Annotated in this window: 14 protein-coding genes; 8 read left to right on the top strand and 6 right to left on the bottom strand. The window is 68.0% G+C overall.

What is annotated here, in order from left to right:
• The first annotated feature begins 61 nt into the window (after window positions 1–61).
• From ASG75_RS09265 to gltS, 5 genes are all read left to right on the top strand, one after another.
• Entirely contained in the window at window positions 62–2,554 is a 2,493-nt protein-coding gene (locus ASG75_RS09265; protein ID WP_056388189.1) for a TonB-dependent receptor, read from the top strand.
• A gap of 162 nt (window positions 2,555–2,716) precedes the next feature.
• Window positions 2,717–4,489, top strand: a complete 1,773-nt coding sequence (gene ggt / locus ASG75_RS09260; RefSeq protein WP_056388187.1) for a gamma-glutamyltransferase — start codon at window positions 2,717–2,719, stop codon at window positions 4,487–4,489.
• Window positions 4,490–4,679: 190 nt separating this feature from the next.
• A complete protein-coding gene (dgcN, locus tag ASG75_RS09255) occupies window positions 4,680–5,723 on the top strand; it encodes an N-acetyltransferase DgcN (RefSeq protein WP_056389238.1) in 1,044 nt (347 codons plus the stop codon).
• Entirely contained in the window at window positions 5,708–6,694 is a 987-nt protein-coding gene (dgcA, locus tag ASG75_RS09250; protein ID WP_056388185.1) for an N-acetyl-D-Glu racemase DgcA, read from the top strand. Before dgcN ends, dgcA begins: the two co-directional genes overlap by 16 nt.
• A 70-nt stretch (window positions 6,695–6,764) precedes the next feature.
• Window positions 6,765–7,985: a sodium/glutamate symporter gene (gene gltS, locus ASG75_RS09245; protein WP_056388182.1), complete on the top strand. Its 1,221-nt coding sequence runs from the start codon at window positions 6,765–6,767 to the stop codon at window positions 7,983–7,985.
• A 13-nt stretch (window positions 7,986–7,998) separates the two neighbouring features.
• Here gltS and ASG75_RS09240 read toward each other — a convergent pair whose 3' ends face one another.
• Window positions 7,999–9,981, bottom strand: a complete 1,983-nt coding sequence (locus tag ASG75_RS09240) for a UvrD-helicase domain-containing protein (protein ID WP_056388181.1) — start codon at window positions 9,979–9,981, stop codon at window positions 7,999–8,001.
• A gap of 105 nt (window positions 9,982–10,086) precedes the next feature.
• On the opposite strand from ASG75_RS09240, the gene ASG75_RS09235 reads away from it, so the two are divergent.
• The 3 genes from ASG75_RS09235 to ASG75_RS09225 all read left to right on the top strand — a co-directional run bounded on the left by ASG75_RS09235 (window position 10,087) and on the right by ASG75_RS09225 (window position 12,964).
• Window positions 10,087–11,418: an NAD(P)/FAD-dependent oxidoreductase gene (locus ASG75_RS09235; protein WP_056388179.1), complete on the top strand. Its 1,332-nt coding sequence runs from the start codon at window positions 10,087–10,089 to the stop codon at window positions 11,416–11,418.
• Window positions 11,419–11,538: 120 nt separating this feature from the next.
• Window positions 11,539–12,171, top strand: coding sequence for a thymidine kinase (locus ASG75_RS09230; protein WP_056389235.1), 633 nt, complete (start codon window positions 11,539–11,541; stop codon window positions 12,169–12,171).
• Window positions 12,172–12,193: 22 nt separating this feature from the next.
• Window positions 12,194–12,964: a hypothetical protein gene (locus ASG75_RS09225; protein ID WP_056388177.1), complete on the top strand. Its 771-nt coding sequence runs from the start codon at window positions 12,194–12,196 to the stop codon at window positions 12,962–12,964.
• Between the two features lie 234 nt (window positions 12,965–13,198).
• Here ASG75_RS09225 and mutM read toward each other — a convergent pair whose 3' ends face one another.
• Genes mutM through ASG75_RS09200 form a run of 5 tightly spaced genes read right to left on the bottom strand, consistent with a single transcriptional unit; the run spans window position 13,199 to window position 17,424 of the window.
• Entirely contained in the window at window positions 13,199–14,026 is an 828-nt protein-coding gene (gene mutM, locus ASG75_RS09220) for a bifunctional DNA-formamidopyrimidine glycosylase/DNA-(apurinic or apyrimidinic site) lyase (protein ID WP_056388175.1), read from the bottom strand.
• 16 nt (window positions 14,027–14,042) lie between these two features.
• The gene (locus ASG75_RS09215; protein WP_056388173.1) at window positions 14,043–14,534 is read right to left on the bottom strand and encodes a hypothetical protein; all 492 of its coding nucleotides are present in this window, start codon (window positions 14,532–14,534) and stop codon (window positions 14,043–14,045) included.
• 3 nt (window positions 14,535–14,537) lie between these two features.
• Window positions 14,538–15,893 (bottom strand): GldG family protein, encoded by a 1,356-nt coding sequence (locus tag ASG75_RS09210; RefSeq protein ID WP_056388172.1) that lies wholly within the window; start codon window positions 15,891–15,893, stop codon window positions 14,538–14,540.
• A complete protein-coding gene (locus ASG75_RS09205) occupies window positions 15,893–16,663 on the bottom strand; it encodes an ABC transporter permease (RefSeq protein WP_056388171.1) in 771 nt (256 codons plus the stop codon). The genes ASG75_RS09210 and ASG75_RS09205 overlap by 1 nt, the downstream gene beginning before the upstream one ends.
• Window positions 16,660–17,424 (bottom strand): ABC transporter ATP-binding protein, encoded by a 765-nt coding sequence (locus ASG75_RS09200; protein WP_056388169.1) that lies wholly within the window; start codon window positions 17,422–17,424, stop codon window positions 16,660–16,662. Before ASG75_RS09200 ends, ASG75_RS09205 begins: the two co-directional genes overlap by 4 nt.
• Window positions 17,425–17,500: the final 76 nt, after the last annotated feature.

Raw genomic sequence — 17,500 nt, 5'->3', positions numbered from 1 at the left:
GCCATGCGAGCGCTTTGGCCTGCGGCGGTCTTGTTGCGGCAAAACACTTGGGGGGAATTTCATGAACAAGCGTCCCGGTCGGATCACTTCGACCTCGCTGGCTGCTGCGATACTGCTTGCACTCACCCACACGGCGGCGGCGCAGAATGCGAGCCCGCCCGCGGCATCGGCCGATGCAACGGCCAAGGCATCGACCGAGGCACAGGCCAGGGTGAAGAACCTGGGCCCGGTGGTGGTGACCGGTACGCGTGCCGGCAACCGCACGGAAAGTTCGTCGCTGACGCCGATCGACGTGATCTCCTCCGACGTGCTGAAACAGACTGGCACGATCGACCTGACCCAGGCGCTCGCCCGCGCCATTCCGTCGCTGAACTTCCCGTTCGCGCCCGCCTCGGACACGTTCGCGTTCCAACGGCCGTTCCAGTTGCGCGGCCTGTCGCCGGACCAGGTACTGGTGCTGGTGAACGGCAAGCGCTGGCACTCCGGCGCGCTGTTGCTGAGCCTGGGCCAGATCGGCCAGGGCTCGCAGGGCATCGACCTCAATACGATCCCGATGTCCGCCATCGACCATGTCGAGGTACTGCGTGACGGCGCCTCGGCGCAATACGGTTCGGACGCGCTGGCCGGCGTCATCAACATCATCCTGAAGAAGGGTGCCGAAGGCGGCGACGTGCAGGCCACCGGCGGGCAGTATTCGGCCGGCGACGGCCGCCAATGGCAGGGTTCGACCAGCTTCGGTTTCCCGCTTGGCGGCGACAAGGGCTGGATGCGCTTCGCCATGGAGAAGAGCAACCAGAGCCCGGCCAACCGCGCCGGCGTGGACCGTCGGCCCGGCTTCACTCAACTGGGTCCGAAATTCAGCTACGGCGTGGTGTCGTTCAAGAACCAGAACCTGTTCCTCAACACGCAATACGACATCACCCCCGGGGTGGAGTTCTACGCGTTCGGGCATTACGGGCGCCGCGTCGGCGAGCCACGCGGGTTCTTCCGCTACGGCACCAACACGCCGAGCCCGAACAACGCGCTGATCGGACTGGTCTATCCGGACGGCTTCCTGCCGAAGGAACACGGCGTCTCGATCGACCGCTCGCTGGTTGCCGGACTGCGCGGAACGGTGAACGGCTGGCACTGGGACGTCAGCGCGAACTACGGCGGCAACCGGGTTTTCTACAGCACCCTCAACAGCACCAACTATGCCTTGCTGAATGATTTCGGCAGCAGCCCCACCGACTTCCACGACGGCACCTTGACGGCGACGCAGCAGACCTTCGACATCGACATCTCCAAGGAGATGGCCGTCGGCTGGCTGCCCAATCCGGTGACGGTTTCCTTCGGCACGCAATGGTTGCGCCAGGCCTACAACGTCGAGGCGGGCGAGCCGGGTTCGTATTACGTCGGCACCTCCGGCGTGCGCGGCGGCGCCCAGGGCTTCGCCGGCTGGGGGCCGCAGGACGCAATGTCGGTGGCCCGCACCGACATCGCCGAGTACGTGCAGCTGGAAACCAACCTCACCGACAAGCTGGGCGTTTCGCTTGCGGCGCGCCACGAGGATTACTCGGACTTCGGCACCACCACGTCCGGCGCACTGTCGGCGCGCTTCGACTTCACCGACACGTTCGCCCTGCGCGGCAGCGTCTCGACCGGCTTCCGCGCACCGACGCTGGGGCAGCAGCATTATTCGGAAACCACCTCGGCGTCCTTCGGCGCCGGCAACTCGCTGGGCCTGCCGGCAGGCATCTACCTGCGCGGGCTGGTGCCGGTGGACAACCCCATCGCCAGGTTGCTCGGCAGTGAACCGCTGAAGCCGGAGAAGTCGCGCAACTACACGTTCGGCATGGTGTGGAATCCGACCGATGCGCTGAGCCTGAGCATCGATGCATACCAGATCAACGTCAACGACCGTATCGCGCTGTCGAGCACGCTTTCCACCTCGACGCCGGCCGTGAAGGATTACCTGGCCGCCAACGGCGTGACCAACCTGCAGTACAGCGGCATTTCCTACTTCACCAACGCCGGCGACGTGCGCAGCCGGGGCATCGACTGGGTGTCCAGCTACCGCAGTGACTTCAGCAACGGCGGCACACTGATGACGACGCTGTCGGCAACCTACAACGAGAACAAGGTCACCGGCGTGCGCGCGAACCCGGCCGTACTCGACTCGCTCGGCGCGATCTTCCTGCGCCTCAACCGCAGCGCCACCAAGGGCCTGCTGGCCGACACCGCGCCGCGCAGCAAGGTGATCCTGACCGAGACGTACAACCTGGGCCGCTGGGGCGTCACGGCCACCGCGACCCGCTATGGCCGCATCACCTCGTACGGTTCGACCAGCTACTTGAACGATCAGGTGTACCCGCACAAGTGGCTGATCGACCTTGCGGTGAACTACAGCGTGAACAGCTGGACCTTCACCGTCGGCAGCGACAACGTGCTCAACACCTATCCGGAAAAGACCCGCCAGGACAGCGACCAGAACGGCGCGTTCCCGTATTCGTCGAGTTCGCCGTTCGGCTTCCAGGGCGCGTTCGTGTACGGGAAAGTCCAGTACCACTGGTAGATCGCGTTCGCGCTGACGCGACGAAGGCCCCGGTGCATGCCGGGGTTTTCGTTGCGGTACGCAGACATCTACAACCGTCGGTTATGCAACGCAGCGGTCTTTTCATTGGTGGCACCCGTCTGCGCGTAACTATGCTCGACCCATCCTGTGGAGGGTGAACGAATGTCCGATCGAAACACGCCGCGACCCCATGCCAAGCCAGCCTGTCGGGCGCCGCTGAGCCGTCAGACCTTGCGTTGGTACCGACCCGTCCTGGTGGTGGCGATCGCCGCGTTCGGCGTGCTCGGGTACGCACAGGACGGCGCGGCACCCCGAACCACGGCGACGGGCACCGCCGCGATCGCCAGCGCGAATGCTCTGGCCACCGAAGCCGGTTTCGAAACCCTCGCCCAAGGCGGCAACGCGGTCGATGCGGCGATTGCCGTGGCCACCTCGCTGTCGGTGGTGCAGCCGGAAGCGTCGGGCCTGGGCGGCGGCTTCCTCGCCCTGATCCACGATGCCGCCACCGGCAAGGACACCTTCATCGACGCGCGCGAGATGGCGCCGCAGGCCGTGCGCGAAGCCGATTATCGCAACGCCGACGGCAGCCCCAACCGCGACACCTCACTCCACGGCCCGCTCGCCGCCGGCATTCCCGGCATGCCGGCCGGGCTGGCCTACATGGCCGGCAAGTACGGAAAGTTGCCGCTCGCCGTGTCCTTGCGTCCGGCGATCCGGCTGGCCGACAAGGGCTTCCATCCCAGCGGCGCGCTGGTCCGTTCGATCGGGCGCGAGGCCGACGTGCTGCGCCGGTATCCGGCCTCGGCCGGCAAGTTCTTCCCCGGCGGCAAGGCGCCGCAGACGACCGATATCTTCCGCGATCCGGGTCAGGCCGGCACGCTGAAAGCCATCGCCGAACGAGGTGCCGACGGTTTCTACAAGGGCGCGGTGGCGAAGGAACTGGTCAGGGCGGTGAAGGCGTCCGGCGGTACCTGGACGCTCGCCGATCTGGCGAGTTATCAGGCGAAGGAGCGCGCGCCGATCGAGCTGAATTACGCCGGCTACAAGATCGTCACCGCGCCACCGCCGTCTTCCGGCGGCGTGGCGCTCGCCGAAATGTTGAACATCCTTGCGCCGATCGATCTCAAGAGCATGGATGAAGCTCATCGCATCCATTACCTCGTCGAGGCGATGCGCCGCGCTTTCCGCGACCACAACGAATACCTGGGCGACCCCGACTTCGTGAAGATGCCGCTGGACATGCTGCTCTCGCCGTACTACGCCGACGGCCTGCGCCAGAGCATCCTGCCCGACCGGGCGACCAAGTCGGCGTGGCTGCCGTCGGTGCATGCGAAGGATCCGGGCATGCATACCACGCACTACTCGATCGTCGACAAGGACGGCAACATGGTGTCGATGACCGCCACGGTCAACACCACGCTGGGCTCCGGTTTCGTCGCCGGCAAGACCGGCGTGCTGCTGAACAACGAGATGGACGACTTCGCCCTGGTGTCCGGCCAGCCCAACGCGTTCGGCCTGATCGGCGGCTCGGCCAACGCGCCGGTCGGCGGCAAGCGGATGCTGTCGTCGATGACGCCCAGCTTCGTCATCGGCAAGGATCGCCTGGCGGTGATCGGATCGCCCGGCGGCTCGACCATCATCACGCAGGTGTTCGAAGGCATCCTGGCCTTCATAGACGGCAAGAACGCTGGCGAGATCACCGCGCAAAAGCGCATCCACCATCAGTTCATGCCCGACCGCGTCGACATCGAGAAGGGCAGCGACATTCCCGCCGACGTGCTCGAAAAGCTGAAGGCGATGGGCTACGAGATCAACGACGAGAATTCGTGGGGCAACATGAACGTGGTGGTCTGGGACAAGACGACCAACACCAAGACCGCGGCCAGCGATCCACGCAATCCCAATGGCCTGGGCAAGGTCGAAACCATCCATTGAGGCCCGGCCGCCTGGTCGGCATGGCTGACGGGATGCTGCGCGCTGCCGGTGAGTCATCCGGCAGTGGCGCGGCCGCCCGACTCACCCGCATTTCCCCTGTCTGTTGCCGGTCAAGGCTCACCGAACCACGCCTCGGCGCAGGCACTTTCATCCGGTCGGCGGCGTGACCGTCACGTGGAGCAAGCCTTTCATGCCAAACCATGGCGCTGCGACCCCGCCTTCCAGCTGGGGCCCGCCTTACCTGCTGTACCTGGGCAACCCGGCCGACGATCTGGCCATCAAGACGGCCAGGGGCGTGGCCTACTGGCGCCCGGAATGGTGCGTGGGCCAGTACCGTCACCCCGACTGCACGCTGACGCTGGGCCTGCCCGACATCGGCATGGCCGAGGCCAGGACCCGCGGCGCGAATACCATGATGATCGGCATCGCGAACGCCGGTGGCGTGATGGCGCCGGAGATCGTTGCCGACGCCATCGCGGCGCTCGACGCCGGCCTCAACGTGATCGCCGGCCTGCACCAGAAGCTGCGCGCGAATCCGGACATCGTGGCGGCCGCGCGGCGCAACGGCCGCGTGCTGTTCGACGCCCGCGACCCCGCACCGGGCATACCGGTCGGCACCGGTCGCCCGCGCGCCGGCCGACGGCTGCTGACGGTGGGCACGGACTGCTCGGTCGGCAAGATGTACACCACGCTCGCGCTGGAACGCGCCATGCGCCAGCGCGGTTGCGCGGCGGATTTTCGCGCCACCGGCCAGACCGGCATTTTCGTCGCCGGCGCGGGCGTACCGGTCGATGCGGTGGTCGCCGATTTCATCTCCGGCGCCGTCGAATGGATTTCGCCGGCCCGCAGCGACGACGGCTGGGACCTGATCGAGGGCCAGGGCTCGCTGTTCCATCCGTCCTACGCCGGCGTGTCGCTCGGCTTGCTGCACGGCGCCCAGCCCGACGCGCTGGTGTTGTGCCACGAGCCGACCCGGCGTCACATGCGCGGCCTGCCCGGTTACCCGCTGCCCGAACTGCAACACTGTCTCGAAGCCAATCTCGCCGCCGCGCGCCTGACCAACCCGGCCGTCCAGCCGGTCGGCGTCGCGCTGAACACCTCCGGCCTGTCGGCACCGGAAGCGCTGGCGGCCTGCCAGCGGATCAGCGATCTGCTCCAGCTGCCCTGCCAGGACCCGGTGACCATGGGTGTCGAAACCATCGTGGACAACCTGCTCGCATGCTTCGCGAACTGAGCATCACGCAGCACAGCTTCCCGCTGGTGGCGCCTTTCCGCATCGCGCGCGGGGTCAAGTACGCCGCCGACGTGGTGACGGTCGAGTTGCGCCAGGCGGGCCGCATCGGGCGCGGCGAATCCGTTCCCTACGCGCGCTACGGCGAATCGGTGGCGTCGGTGATCGACGCGATGGAGGCGTTGCGCGCCGAACTCGTCGCCGGCATGGGGCGCGATGAATTGCAGGTGCGGCTGCCGGCGGGCGCCGCGCGCAATGCGCTGGACGCGGCGATGTGGGATCTCGAATCGCAACTCAGCTCGGTGCCCGTGTGGGTGCAGCTGGCGCGCCCGCCACGGTCCACACTGGTCAGCGCGATCACCGTCGGCATCGACACGCCGGAGCGGATGGGGGAGGCGGCGTCCCGCATCGCCGGCGCCGGACTGATCAAGATCAAGGTCGACGCGGACGACCCGGCGGCGCGGATCGAGGCGGTGCGGCGGGCGGCGCCGCTCGCCCATCTCATCGTGGACCCCAACGAAAGCTGGAACATCGAACTGCTGCGCGACATGCAACCGATGCTGGAGTGCGCGGGCGTCGAACTGCTGGAGCAGCCGCTGCCGGCGGACGCGGACGACGCCTTGCTGGGTTTCTTCAGCCGCATCCCGATCTGCGCCGACGAGTCCTGCCATGTCACCGCCGACCTGCCGCGGCTGCGCGGCCGCTATCAGGCAGTCAACATCAAGCTGGACAAGACCGGCGGCTTGACCGAGGCTTGGCGCTTGTTGCGGGCCGCGCGCGTCGACGGTTTCAGGATCATGGTCGGTTGCATGGTGTGTTCCTCGCTCGGTATCACGCCGGCGCTGGAGATCGCGCGCGAAGCGGAGTTCATCGACCTGGACGGCCCGCTCTGGCTGCAGGACGACTACCCCGACGGCGTGAGTCTGCAGGGCGGCTTCCTGCTGCCGCCATTGCCGGCGTTCTGGGGCGGATGAGGGCGATCGCCGCTCGCGCATCTGCGGGCTTGCCGGCTGGGCGAGCCGCGGCGGTTGAGAGGGCACCCGCATGCTGACCCTCGACCCGATCCAGACCGTGGCCTGTGGCGGCCTGTGCCTGATCGCCGGGTATGCGATCCGCGCGCGGGTGCCGCTGCTGGCGCGCTTCAGCATCCCGGCGCCGGTGATCGGCGGCCTGCTGGTGGCGCTGGCGCTGCTCGCCTGCCGCCCGTGGAACCTCACCCCGGTGCACTTCGATACGGCGTTTCAACAGCCGCTGATGATCGCGTTCTTCACCGCCATCGGCTTCAACGCAAGCACGTCCCTGCTCAAGGTCAGCGGTCGCCAGATCGTGCTGTTCCTCGGCCTCGCCACCGGTCTCGCCGTGGTGCAGAACCTGGTGGGCATCGGACTGGCCACGGCGTTCGGACTGCCGCCGTTGTTCGGCGTGATCGCCGGCTCGGTCACGCTCGCCGGTGGCCCCGCCACCGGCCTGGCCTTCGCGCCGCTGTTCACCCAGGCCGGCGTGCAAGGCGCACCGAGCGTGGCGCTGGCCAACGCGATGGCCGGCATCGTTTGCGGCTCGGTGATCGGCGCACCGCTGGCGACGATGCTGATCGAGCGGCTCAAGCTGCGCACGCCACAATCACTGGACGTGGTCGGGAGCACGCCGGCAATGCCGCCACCGGCGCCCGTCGCTGCCGCGGCAAACGCCATCAGCGCCGAAGAGCAGACTTATGCGGGGCTCAGGAGCTTCGTGCTGATCCTGCTGGCCATGGGCATCGGTGCCTGGATCAGCGGCGGGCTGGGCGCGCTCGGCCTGACCCTGCCCAGCTACATCGGCGCGATGCTCGTGGGCGCATTGATCCGCAACCTCGACGACCACCTCGGCTGGTTCGGCCTGTCGCTGCGCAGCATCGACATCATCGGCAACGCCTCGCTCTCGCTGTTTCTCGTCGTCGCGCTGATGAACCTGCATCTGTGGGATCTCGCCGGACTGGCCATGCCCTTGCTGGTCAACCTGGGCGTGCAGTCGATCGTGGTCGTGGCCTTCTGCTGCTGGCCGCTATGGTGGTTGATGGGGCGCGACTACGATGCCGCCGTGATGGCCAGCGGCTTCGTCGGCTTCATGCTGGGCACGACGGCCAACGCGATGGCGGTGATGAGTTCGCTGACCGAGCGCTTCGGTCCGGCGCCGCGCGCTTTCCTGGTGGCGCCCATCGTCGGTGCGTTCCTGATCGACTTCACTAACGCCATCGTCATCACGTTCTTCGTCAACGGCTGGAAATGACGGGCGCGACCGTTCACTGGGCCGCCAGCATCGCCTTGATCCGCGCCATGTGCGACTCGGCGGTTTCGCGGGTCACTTCCTTGTCCGCTTCCGGGTCCTTGCCCTGCCAGTGCAGGTCGGCCTGCGGCAGTTCGTGCAGGAAGCGGCTGGGCTGGTTGCTGTGGACGTCGCCGTAGCGCTTGGTCTTGGCCGACCACGACAGCGTCAGCCATTCCTTCGCGCGGGTGATGCCGACGTACATCAGCCGGCGCTCCTCATCGATGCGGCCTTCGTCGATGGCGCCTTCATGCGGCAGCGTGCCGTCCTCGCAGCCGACGATGAAGACGAAACGGAACTCCAGGCCCTTGGCCGCGTGCAGGGTCATCATCCGCACGGCGTTGCCGGGCTCGTCGCGGTCGGCGTGGCTGAGCAGGGCCAGCTGCGAGGCGAGGTCGCCGGCCGTATTGCCGCCCTTCTGCATCGCGCGGAACCAGTCGGCCAGTTCCTGCAGATTGCCCAGCTTGCGATCGCGCGTGCTGGCGTCGGGTGTGCCGGCGATGATTTGCGCGACGTAGCCGGTGCGTTTCAGGATCAGCTCGACCAGGTCGGCGGCGCTTTCGTGCAGCGAAGCACTACGCAGTTCGTCCAGCAGGTTCGCGAACGAGGCGAGCGCGGCGGCCGGGCGCGGGGTGAGCTGGCGCAGCACGCCGTCGCTGCGCGTCGCATCGAGCAGCGACGAGTGCCGCGATTGCGCGATCTGGCCCAGCTTCTCCAGCGTGGTCGCGCCGATCTCGCGCTTCGGTACGTTGACCACGCGCAGGAACGCGGCGTCGTCGCTGGGGTTGGTCAGCAGGCGCAGGTAGCACAAGACATCCTTCACCTCGGCGCGGTCGAGGAAGGACAGCGCGCCGGTGAGGTGATAGGGAACGCGCGCCAGGCGCAGCGCCTTCTCCAGCGGCCGCGCCTGGAAATTGCCGCGGTACAGGATCGCCATGTCGTCCCAGCGCGCCTTGTGCTTCTCGGCCAGCGTGGTGGCGATCGCGGCGACGCGCTCGGCCTCGTGCTCGGCCTCCTTGCATTCGAGTACGCGGATCGGCGCGCCTTCCGGGTGCTCGCTCCACAACTTCTTTTCGTGGCTGTGCGGGTTGTGCGCGATCAGCGCGTTCGCCGCGCGCAGGATGCGTTTGCCGCAACGGTAGTTCTGTTCCAGCTTGATCACGCGCAGGTTCGGCCAGTCGCGGCCGAGCTGGTCGATGTTCTCCGGATTCGCGCCGCGCCAGGCGTAGATCGACTGGTCGTCGTCGCCCACGCAGGTGATCCCGCCGCGTTCGCCGGTCAGCACTTTGAGCAGGCGGTACTGCGCGTCGTTGGTGTCCTGGTACTCGTCCACCAGCAGGTAGCGCAGGCGCTCGCGCCACGCGTCGCGGCACTCGGCGTCGCTTTCCAGGATGCGCAGCGGCAGCCGGATCAGGTCGTCGAAATCCACCGCGTTGAACGCGGCAAGGCGCTGCTGGTACATGTCATAGATCGTCGCCGCTTCCAGCTCGCGCGGGCTGCGCGCGGCAGCCAGCGTTTCCTCCGGCGAGAGGCCGCCGTTCTTCGCGCGGCTCAAGAGGTTGCGGATGCCGAACAGCACGTCGTTCTTCGCGCCTTTGGGCGCCAGCTCCTTGACGATGCCGCCGCTGTCGTCCGCGTCCAGCACCGAAAAGCCGCGGCGCAGGCCGGCGCGGGCATGTTCGATCTGCAGGAACTTCAGCCCCAGCGCGTGAAAGGTGCTTACCGTGAGCGCAGCCGCATCCTCGCTGCTGACCAGCTTCGCCACGCGCTCGCGCATCTCGCGCGCGGCCTTGTTGGTGAAGGTGATCGCGGCGATCTTCGATGGCGCCAGCTTGCGGCGCTGGACCAGGTACGCGATCTTCTGGGTGATCACGCTGGTCTTGCCGGAACCGGCGCCGGCGAGCACCAGCAGCGGGCTGTCGCAGTGTTCGACGGCGGCCAGTTGTTGCGGATTGAGCATGGATCGGGAGACAGGACGAGGCGGTGTTCGATGGTAACAGAGCACCACTGGCGCCCCGGTCCGCTTCGGCCATAATCGGCCGCACGGCAGTCAGCGGAGAACGGCATGGCGGAGCAGAAAGTCGAGCAGTGCGACGTGGCGGTGATCGGCGGCGGGCCCGGCGGCAGCACCGCGGCAGCCTTGCTGGCGCGTCGCGGCTACAAGGTGATCGCGCTGGAGAAGGCGCACCACCCGCGCTTCCATATCGGCGAATCGCTGCTGCCGATGAATCTGCCGGTGTTCGAGCGGCTCGGCGTGCTGGACAAGGTGCGTGCGCTGGGCGTGTTCAAGCCCGGCGCGGATTTCGAGGCCGACAACGCACGCGGCTACAACACCTACGCGTTCGCCCGCGCGATCGGGCAGAGCCCACCGCATGCGTACCAGGTGTGGCGGCAGGACTTCGACAAGATGCTGTATGGGCATGCGCGCGAATGCGGCGCCGACGCACGCGAAGGGCACGAAGTGCTGCGCGTCGAGCAGCGCGGTCCGCGCGAGAGTTGGCTGGACGTGCGGACCGACGACGGCCGCGACTACGCGATCCGGGCGCGCTACGTGGTCGACGCCAGCGGCCGCGATGCGCTGCTGGCGACGAAGCGCAAGCTGCGCCGGCGCAACGAGCAGCACCAGAGCGCGGCGATCTTCGGCCACTTCCGCGGTGCCGCGCGGCGCGAGGGCGAGGACGCCGGCAACATCAGCATCTACAGCTTCGCGCACGGCTGGATGTGGATGATCCCGCTGCCGGACGGCGTGATGAGCGTGGGCGCGGTGTGCCGGCCGGATTACCTCAAGCAGCGCAAGGGCCGCACGGTGGAGTTCCTGCTCGACACGCTGAAGCTGAGCCCGGCGTTGTGGACGCGCGTGCAGCACGCCGAACTGATCGACAACGAGGTACGCGTCACCGGCAACTACTCCTACGACGCAAGCCGCATGGGCGGGCCGGGCTGGGTGCTGGTGGGCGATGCGTTCGCCTTCCTCGATCCGGTGTTTTCCTCCGGCGTGTACCTGGCGATGAGCGGCGCGGAGCAGGCCGCCGCGATGGTCGACCAGGCCTTGCGTGAACCGCAACGCGAGCCGGCCTTGCTGCGCCAACTGGAGAAACGCCAGCGTGCCGGCATGGCGCGTTTCTCGTTCTTCATCTACCGCTTCAACGGCCCGGTGATGCAGCAGATGTTCCGCCAGCCGCGCAACACCTGGCAGCTGGAGCAGGGCGTGATCTCGATGCTCGCCGGCGACCTGTTCGACACCCCGAAAGTGCTGCGGCGATTGCAGCTGTTCAAGCTGGTCTACGCGATCTGCTTCCTGCGCGACTGGCGCCGCAGCCGCGCCGAACACAAGTACCGCCTGGCCCAGGCGCGCGCGCAGTTCACCGGCGGCAACACGCCGCTGGACAAGGCCTGACGCATGCTCCCTCCCCTGCTCGCAGGGGAGGGCTGGGGTGGGGTGCTCTTGATCTTCAGGCAGGCCGTCATCAATCGCCTGTCGCGCTACCATGCACGGTCTTCAACCGAACGCGCCACCATGGCCAAACTCTATTTCTATTACTCGGCGATGAACGCCGGCAAGACCACCACGCTGCTGCAGAGCGCGTACAACTACCACGAGCGCGGCATGCGCACGCTGATCCTCACGCCGGCGCTGGACAACCGCTTCGGCGATGGCGTGGTGGCCTCGCGGATCGGCCTGAAGGCGCATGCGCGGCGCTTCCGCGGCGAGGAGAACCTGCTGGCGCTGGTCGAGGCCGACATCGCATCGCACGGCCCGCTGCACTGCGTGTTCGTCGACGAGGCGCAGTTCCTGACCAAGGCGCAGGTGTGGCAACTCAGCGACGTGGTCGACAAGCTTGGCATCCCGGTGCTGGCGTTCGGCCTGCGCACCGATTTCCGCGGCGAACTGTTCGAGGGCAGCCGCTACCTGCTGGCCTGGGCCGACAACCTGGAGGAGATCAAGACGATCTGCCACACCGGGCGCAAGGCCACCATGGTGGTGCGCGTGGATGAACACGGCCGCGCCGTCACCGACGGCCCGCAGGTTGAGATCGGTGGCAACGAACGCTATGTCTCGGTGAGCCGCGCCGAGTTCAAGAAGATCAGCGCGGGCAACGGTCGCATCGAGCTGCAGCAGACCGTGCTGCCGCTGGGCGAGCGCGAATGAACCGACCCACCAAGGAACCTGCATGAGCGAAGCCACCACACCCGTCAGCTGGCCGCGACCGTACTGGCAGCCTGGCGAAGAAGAGGCCGTGCTGCAGTTCTACGTGTTCGGCAAGTTCGAGCCGGAGCTGTTGATTCCGTCGCCGCGCTACGGCAGCCCGGGCCTGCCTGCGGGCGTCGAGATCCAGCGCTTCCAGAACGCGGTGCTGCGCCAGTGGGAAGGTTACCCGCTGAATGGCGCGCTGGGCGGCCTCGTCAGGGAAGACACGCCGGAAGCGTACGAGCAGGCGCGTATCGCGCCGGAAGTGCTGGTGGTGCGCGGTGTGCTCAAGGACGGCGCCAGCCTCGACTACCTGCGCGACACGCTCGGCGTGCTGGCCGGCATGCTCGACGTGGGCGGCACCTCGATTCTCGATCCGCAGATCCTCACCCTGTTCGACGCTACACACTGGCGTCGCCACTACCTGGTCAAGGACGGTGCGCCGCCGCGCCATCACGTGCTGATCCTGCGCAGCGGCGAGGAGGCCGCCGACCGCTCGTGGATCCACACCCGCGGCATGCGCAAGTTCGGCCGTCCGGATATCAGCCTGCGCAACGTGCCCGATCGCGATGTCGACCGCGCCGGCGTGCTGTGCGAGCGGCTGGTCGAACTGTTGTCGCTGGGCGCGCACTTCAGCGCCGGCCAGCCGCTCGAAGTCGACGGCCTGCCCGACGGCCTGGTGGCGCAACCGGGCGGCAGCCTCGATGACCCCGAGTTCAACAACACCCACGTGGGGTTCCGCTGGCCGGAGTGAATGGTGGGTTTTGCAGGAACGCGCCTTGTGCGTGATCATTTTTTGGTGGATGGACCCCATCGGGCACCCGAATAACACTGCTTCAAGCTCGTCATCCCAGCGAAAGCTGGGATCCAGTGACTCCAAGGCCTTTGAAACGTAAAGGCACTGGATTCCAGCTTTCGCTGGAATGACGTTGCGTAGAAGGTTTTTCGAGGTCACCCATAGAGCATCGCACAGGGTTTGCTCCTCACCTCAGTGTTGGCAGTGTGGACACCAGAACGTCGAGCGTTGCCCCAGCACGACCTGCCGGATCGGCGTGCCGCAGACGCGGCAGGGTTCGCCCGCGCGGCCGTAGACCATCAGTTCGCGGAAGAAGTAGCCGGGTGCGCCATCCGGATTGAGGAAGTCGCGCAGGGTGGTGCCGCCGCGTTCGATCGCCCACGCCAGGATGCGTTTCACTTCGGCGGCGAGTCGTGCGTAACGTGCGCGCGAGACCGCGCCGGCGGCGCGGCGCGGGTCGATGCCGGCGTAGAACAGTGCTTCGCTGGCGTAGATGTTGCCCACGCCGACGACGATCGCGTTGTCCATCAGAAATAGTTTCACCGCCGCACTGCGGCCGCGCGAGAGATGCCACAGCAGGTCGCCGTCGAACGCATCGGTCAGTGGTTCCGGACCCAGCTTCGCCAGCAGCTCGTGCGTCTCGCCCAGCGGTTGCCACAGCAGGCAGCCGAAGCGGCGCGGGTCGGTGAAGCGCAGGATGCGTGGCACCTGCGCCGGCGTGCGTTCCAGCGCGATGTCGACATGATCGTGCTTGCCCACCGGCGCGTCCGGCGGCAACACGCGCAGCACGCCGGACATGCCCAGGTGCAGCAGTGCGCTGCCGATTCCGGTGCGCAGCAGCAGGTACTTCGCGCGACGCTCCACCGCGTCGATGCGCTGGCCGGGCAGCAGCTCGCTGATCTCCGGCGGGATCGGCCAGCGCAGGTCGAGCCGGCGCAGGATCACCCCGGTGACGCGGCGGCCGACCAGATATGGCGCGATGCCGCGGCGGGTGGTTTCGACTTCGGGCAGTTCAGGCAAGTTGTTGTCCCGCGGCTCAGTGCAGCTCGGTGGTCGCCGTCGCCGGCGAGCGTGGCACGTAGCGCGACGATACCAGCGCGATGCGCTGGCCCACGCGCACGTAATGCTGCGGCCCGGTAACCGAACTTTCGCCGAATTCCAGCACCTGCCCATCCAGCACCAGCACCGCCCGCGGCGGCGCCAGCCCGATCTTCGCCGGCTCGAAATCGCTGGCCGGGCGCCAGCTCAGCACGTGCGCCGCGGCGGTATCGGCCAGGTCGCTGAGCCGGGCGTCGATGGCGCGCACCGGCGTGCCGTCGGTACGCCACCAGTGGCCGTCGCGTTTTTCGTAGTGCAGGGTCGGCGCGCCGGGCAAGGTCAGCGCGATGCGGCTGATGCCGGCCGGGTCGAGCGCGGTGAGGTTGCCGGTCTCGTGGCGCGCGTCACGCTGCCATTGCCAACCGGCCAGTAGAGACAAGGCCAATACGGCGAGCAGCAGGAGCAGGCGTTGGCGGGTACGGCGTTTCATCGCTCAGCGGCGCCGCCGGCGCCATGCGATCAGGCCGCCGATCAGCAGCAGCAGCACCGGCAGTGCGACCAGGAAGCCGAAGCTCAGCGCGTTCAACTCGGTTTGCGAAATGTCCAGCAGCCGATCCGGCGCACCGCGCGGCGGCAGCTCGACCAGCTTGTCGTCGCCGAGCAGCCAGTCGAACACGCGCTCGCCCAGCGCGCGGTTGCCGCCGTTGCCGAGGAAGGTATTGGACAGGAAGTCGCCGTCGCCGATCACCACCGCGCGCTGCTCGCTCTTGTCCGGGCTGGGCGACAGCCGGCTCAGCGCGAAGCCGAAGTCCAGCGGCCCCTTCAACTCGCCGGCGTCGGCGTCGAAGCGGATGTCCGTGGGCTTGTTGTTGTCGATCGGCTGGAACTCGGTCCAGCTCTGCGCGCCGGAGCGCAGGAACGGCGCGACTGCCCAGTCGCCTTGCGCCACCTTGGCCAACGCGGACACCTGCGGAAACAGCGTGGTCAGAGTGAAGCCGCGGGTGATCGCCTGCGACGGGTAGTCGCCCAGCGCGATCAGGCGCGGATCGTGCAGGCCAAGCGCGCTGCCGGAGCCGTCGACCAGCACGCCGGGCAACACGCGCACGCCGAGCGCGTCGGCCAGCGGCTTGAGGCCGAGGTCGTCGTTCGCCGGTTCGCTCAGCCACAGCAGGTTGCCGCCGTTGCGCACGTAACCGACCAGCGCCTGCACCGCGCCCGGCGGCAGCGCCAGGCTGGGGCTGGCCAGCACCACCAGGTCGGTGTGCTCGGGCACCGCCGTCACTTGCGCGAAGTTCAGCGGCACCGCGCGCATGCCGCGCGCTTCCAGCTGCGTCATGAAGGTGCCGAGATCGGCGTTGGCCTGGCCGTCGGCGCGGCGCTCGCCGTCGCCGGTGACGAAGGCCACGATGCGGTCGCTGCCGCGCAGCAGGCGTTCCAGCGCATTGGTGAGGCTGCGTTCGGACAACTCGTCCAGGCGTTGCTCGCGATCCTTGTAGTGCAGGATCAGCGCGCCGTCGACGGTGATGCCCAGCTCGCGCATCTTCGCCGGGTCCAGTTGCGGATCGACGAAGCGCAGCGTGAGGTCGCTCTTCACCGCCTGGTAGCGCTGCAGGAAACCGGCCACGGTCTGGCGCAGGTCGCCCTGCGGGTTCGCGTAGCTGACGATTTCCACCGGGCCGTCGAACCTGGCCAGCACCGCGCGGCTTTCCGCCGACAGGCTGGTGCGGCCGTTCGCGGTCCAGTCGGCCTGGTGCGCGTAGCGCGTGCTGAGGTAGCCGATCGCCGCCGCCGCCAGTACCAGCAGCAGCGCGAACAACCAGCCGTCCAGACGTCTGAACAGCGCGCTCATCAGTTGCGCTCCTTGTCGGCCGCCAGTCGGCGCGTGGCCAAGGCCAGCGCCAGCACGATCAGCAACGCGAACCACACGATGTCGGCGGTCGATACCAGTCCGCGCAGCAGCGGTTGCAGGTGCGTGCTCATCGCCAGCCAGTTGATCGCGCCGCCGTTGATGCCGGCCATCTGCGCGCCCAGGTTCACGCTCCACAGTGCCAGCGCGATCACCAGCGCGGCGGCGGCGGCGAGCGCCGGGTGCGAGGCGAAGCTCGAACAGGCCACGCCGATCGCGGCCAGCGCGGCCAGCATCAGTGCCAGGCCCAACGTGGCGGCGGCCAGCTTGCCCCAATCGACATGGGTGGCATGCGTCAGCGCCAGCGGCATCGCCAGGGTCAGCAGCAACCACAGCAGCAGCCAGCCCAGCACGGCCAGGTACTTGCCCAACACGATGCGCGAGGCCGGCACGCCGGCGGCGAACAGCAGCGGCAGGGTGCCGTTGCGGCGTTCGCCGGCGATCACCGACATGCACAGCAGCGGCACCACCAGGAACGCCAGCTGGGCGAGCTGGCCCAGCAAGGGCACGCCGACCAGGTCGGTGAAGCCGGGCCCGTCCGGCAACGCGGCGCGCTGGATCTGCCCGGCCAGGAAACCGCCCAGCAGCAGGGTGAAATTCCATGCCAGCCAGGCCAGGGTCAGCGCCGCCAGCACCCAGGCCAGCGGACGCACCAGCAGCCGGCGCCATTCCAGTCGCGCCACGGCGACGGTGTTCACGAAAGCGCGGCTCATGCGGCGCGCGCCGATTCGGTGTTGCCGTTCATCGCGATCCCGAAAAAGGTTTTCTCCAGCGCGGCATGGTCGTCGGCGAGCACCGCGCCGTCGTGACGCAGGATGCCTTCGTGCAGGATCGCCACGCGATCGCAGACCGCGGTGACCTCGGCGAGCAGGTGAGTGGACAGGATCACCGCGGTGCCGCTGGCGGCCTGCTCGCGGATCAACGCGCGCAGCGCGGCGACCTGTACCGGGTCGAGCGCGTTGGCCGGCTCGTCCAGCACCAGCAGGGCGGGGCGATGCAGCAGCGCGCAGGCCAGGCCCAGCCGCTGGCGCTGGCCCTGCGACAGCACGCCGGCCAGGCGCCGGGCCAGCGGCTGCAGTTCCAGCCGTTCGATGATGGCAGTGCGCGCCTGGCGCAACGCCGCGCCGTTCAGCCCACGCAGGCGGCCATGCGCGTCGAGATGCTCGTCGACGCTGAGCTCGGCCCACACCGGCGCGCGTTCCGGCAGCCAGCCGATCTGCGTGCGGGCCAGTTCCGGGTGTTCCAGGAAATCCTCGCCGTTCAGCTCGATGCCGCCGCTGTCGGGGCGCAGCGCGCCGGCGATCATCGACAAGGTGGTCGACTTGCCGGCGCCGTTCACGCCCAGCAGGCCCATCACCTGGCCGCTTTGCAGGCTCAGGCTCAGATCCTGTACCGCGGCGCGACTGGCACGGCGGCGGCTGACGCGGTCCAACTGCAGGACGGTCTTGGGTGATGCGGGGGGGGGCGAGGTCATTGCGTGATTGTCACGGTGCCCCCATGGTTAAACAACTGGTTGATGTCACGTCCGCGGATAACGTCGGCTTGACCTC

Source organism: Rhodanobacter sp. Soil772, assembly GCF_001428385.1.
GTDB lineage: Bacteria > Pseudomonadota > Gammaproteobacteria > Xanthomonadales > Rhodanobacteraceae > Rhodanobacter.
The sequence above is the reverse complement of the archived record's forward strand: the minus strand, read 5'-3'. Positions and strand labels throughout refer to the sequence as shown.

Excerpts from the sequence above, each read along its gene's own strand:
- ASG75_RS09265 (WP_056388189.1), top strand. The coding sequence starts at position 62 with ATGAACAAGCGTCCCGGTCGGATCACTTCGACCTCGCTGGCTGCTGCG.
- ggt (WP_056388187.1), top strand. The coding sequence starts at position 2,717 with ATGTCCGATCGAAACACGCCGCGACCCCATGCCAAGCCAGCCTGTCGG.
- dgcN (WP_056389238.1), top strand. The coding sequence starts at position 4,680 with ATGCCAAACCATGGCGCTGCGACCCCGCCTTCCAGCTGGGGCCCGCCT.
- dgcA (WP_056388185.1), top strand. The coding sequence starts at position 5,708 with ATGCTTCGCGAACTGAGCATCACGCAGCACAGCTTCCCGCTGGTGGCG.
- gltS (WP_056388182.1), top strand. The coding sequence starts at position 6,765 with ATGCTGACCCTCGACCCGATCCAGACCGTGGCCTGTGGCGGCCTGTGC.
- ASG75_RS09240 (WP_056388181.1), bottom strand. The coding sequence starts at position 9,981 with ATGCTCAATCCGCAACAACTGGCCGCCGTCGAACACTGCGACAGCCCG.
- ASG75_RS09235 (WP_056388179.1), top strand. The coding sequence starts at position 10,087 with ATGGCGGAGCAGAAAGTCGAGCAGTGCGACGTGGCGGTGATCGGCGGC.
- ASG75_RS09230 (WP_056389235.1), top strand. The coding sequence starts at position 11,539 with ATGGCCAAACTCTATTTCTATTACTCGGCGATGAACGCCGGCAAGACC.
- ASG75_RS09225 (WP_056388177.1), top strand. The coding sequence starts at position 12,194 with ATGAGCGAAGCCACCACACCCGTCAGCTGGCCGCGACCGTACTGGCAG.
- ASG75_RS09215 (WP_056388173.1), bottom strand. The coding sequence starts at position 14,534 with ATGAAACGCCGTACCCGCCAACGCCTGCTCCTGCTGCTCGCCGTATTG.
- ASG75_RS09210 (WP_056388172.1), bottom strand. The coding sequence starts at position 15,893 with ATGAGCGCGCTGTTCAGACGTCTGGACGGCTGGTTGTTCGCGCTGCTG.
- ASG75_RS09205 (WP_056388171.1), bottom strand. The coding sequence starts at position 16,663 with ATGAGCCGCGCTTTCGTGAACACCGTCGCCGTGGCGCGACTGGAATGG.
- ASG75_RS09200 (WP_056388169.1), bottom strand. The coding sequence starts at position 17,424 with ATGACCTCGCCCCCCCCCGCATCACCCAAGACCGTCCTGCAGTTGGAC.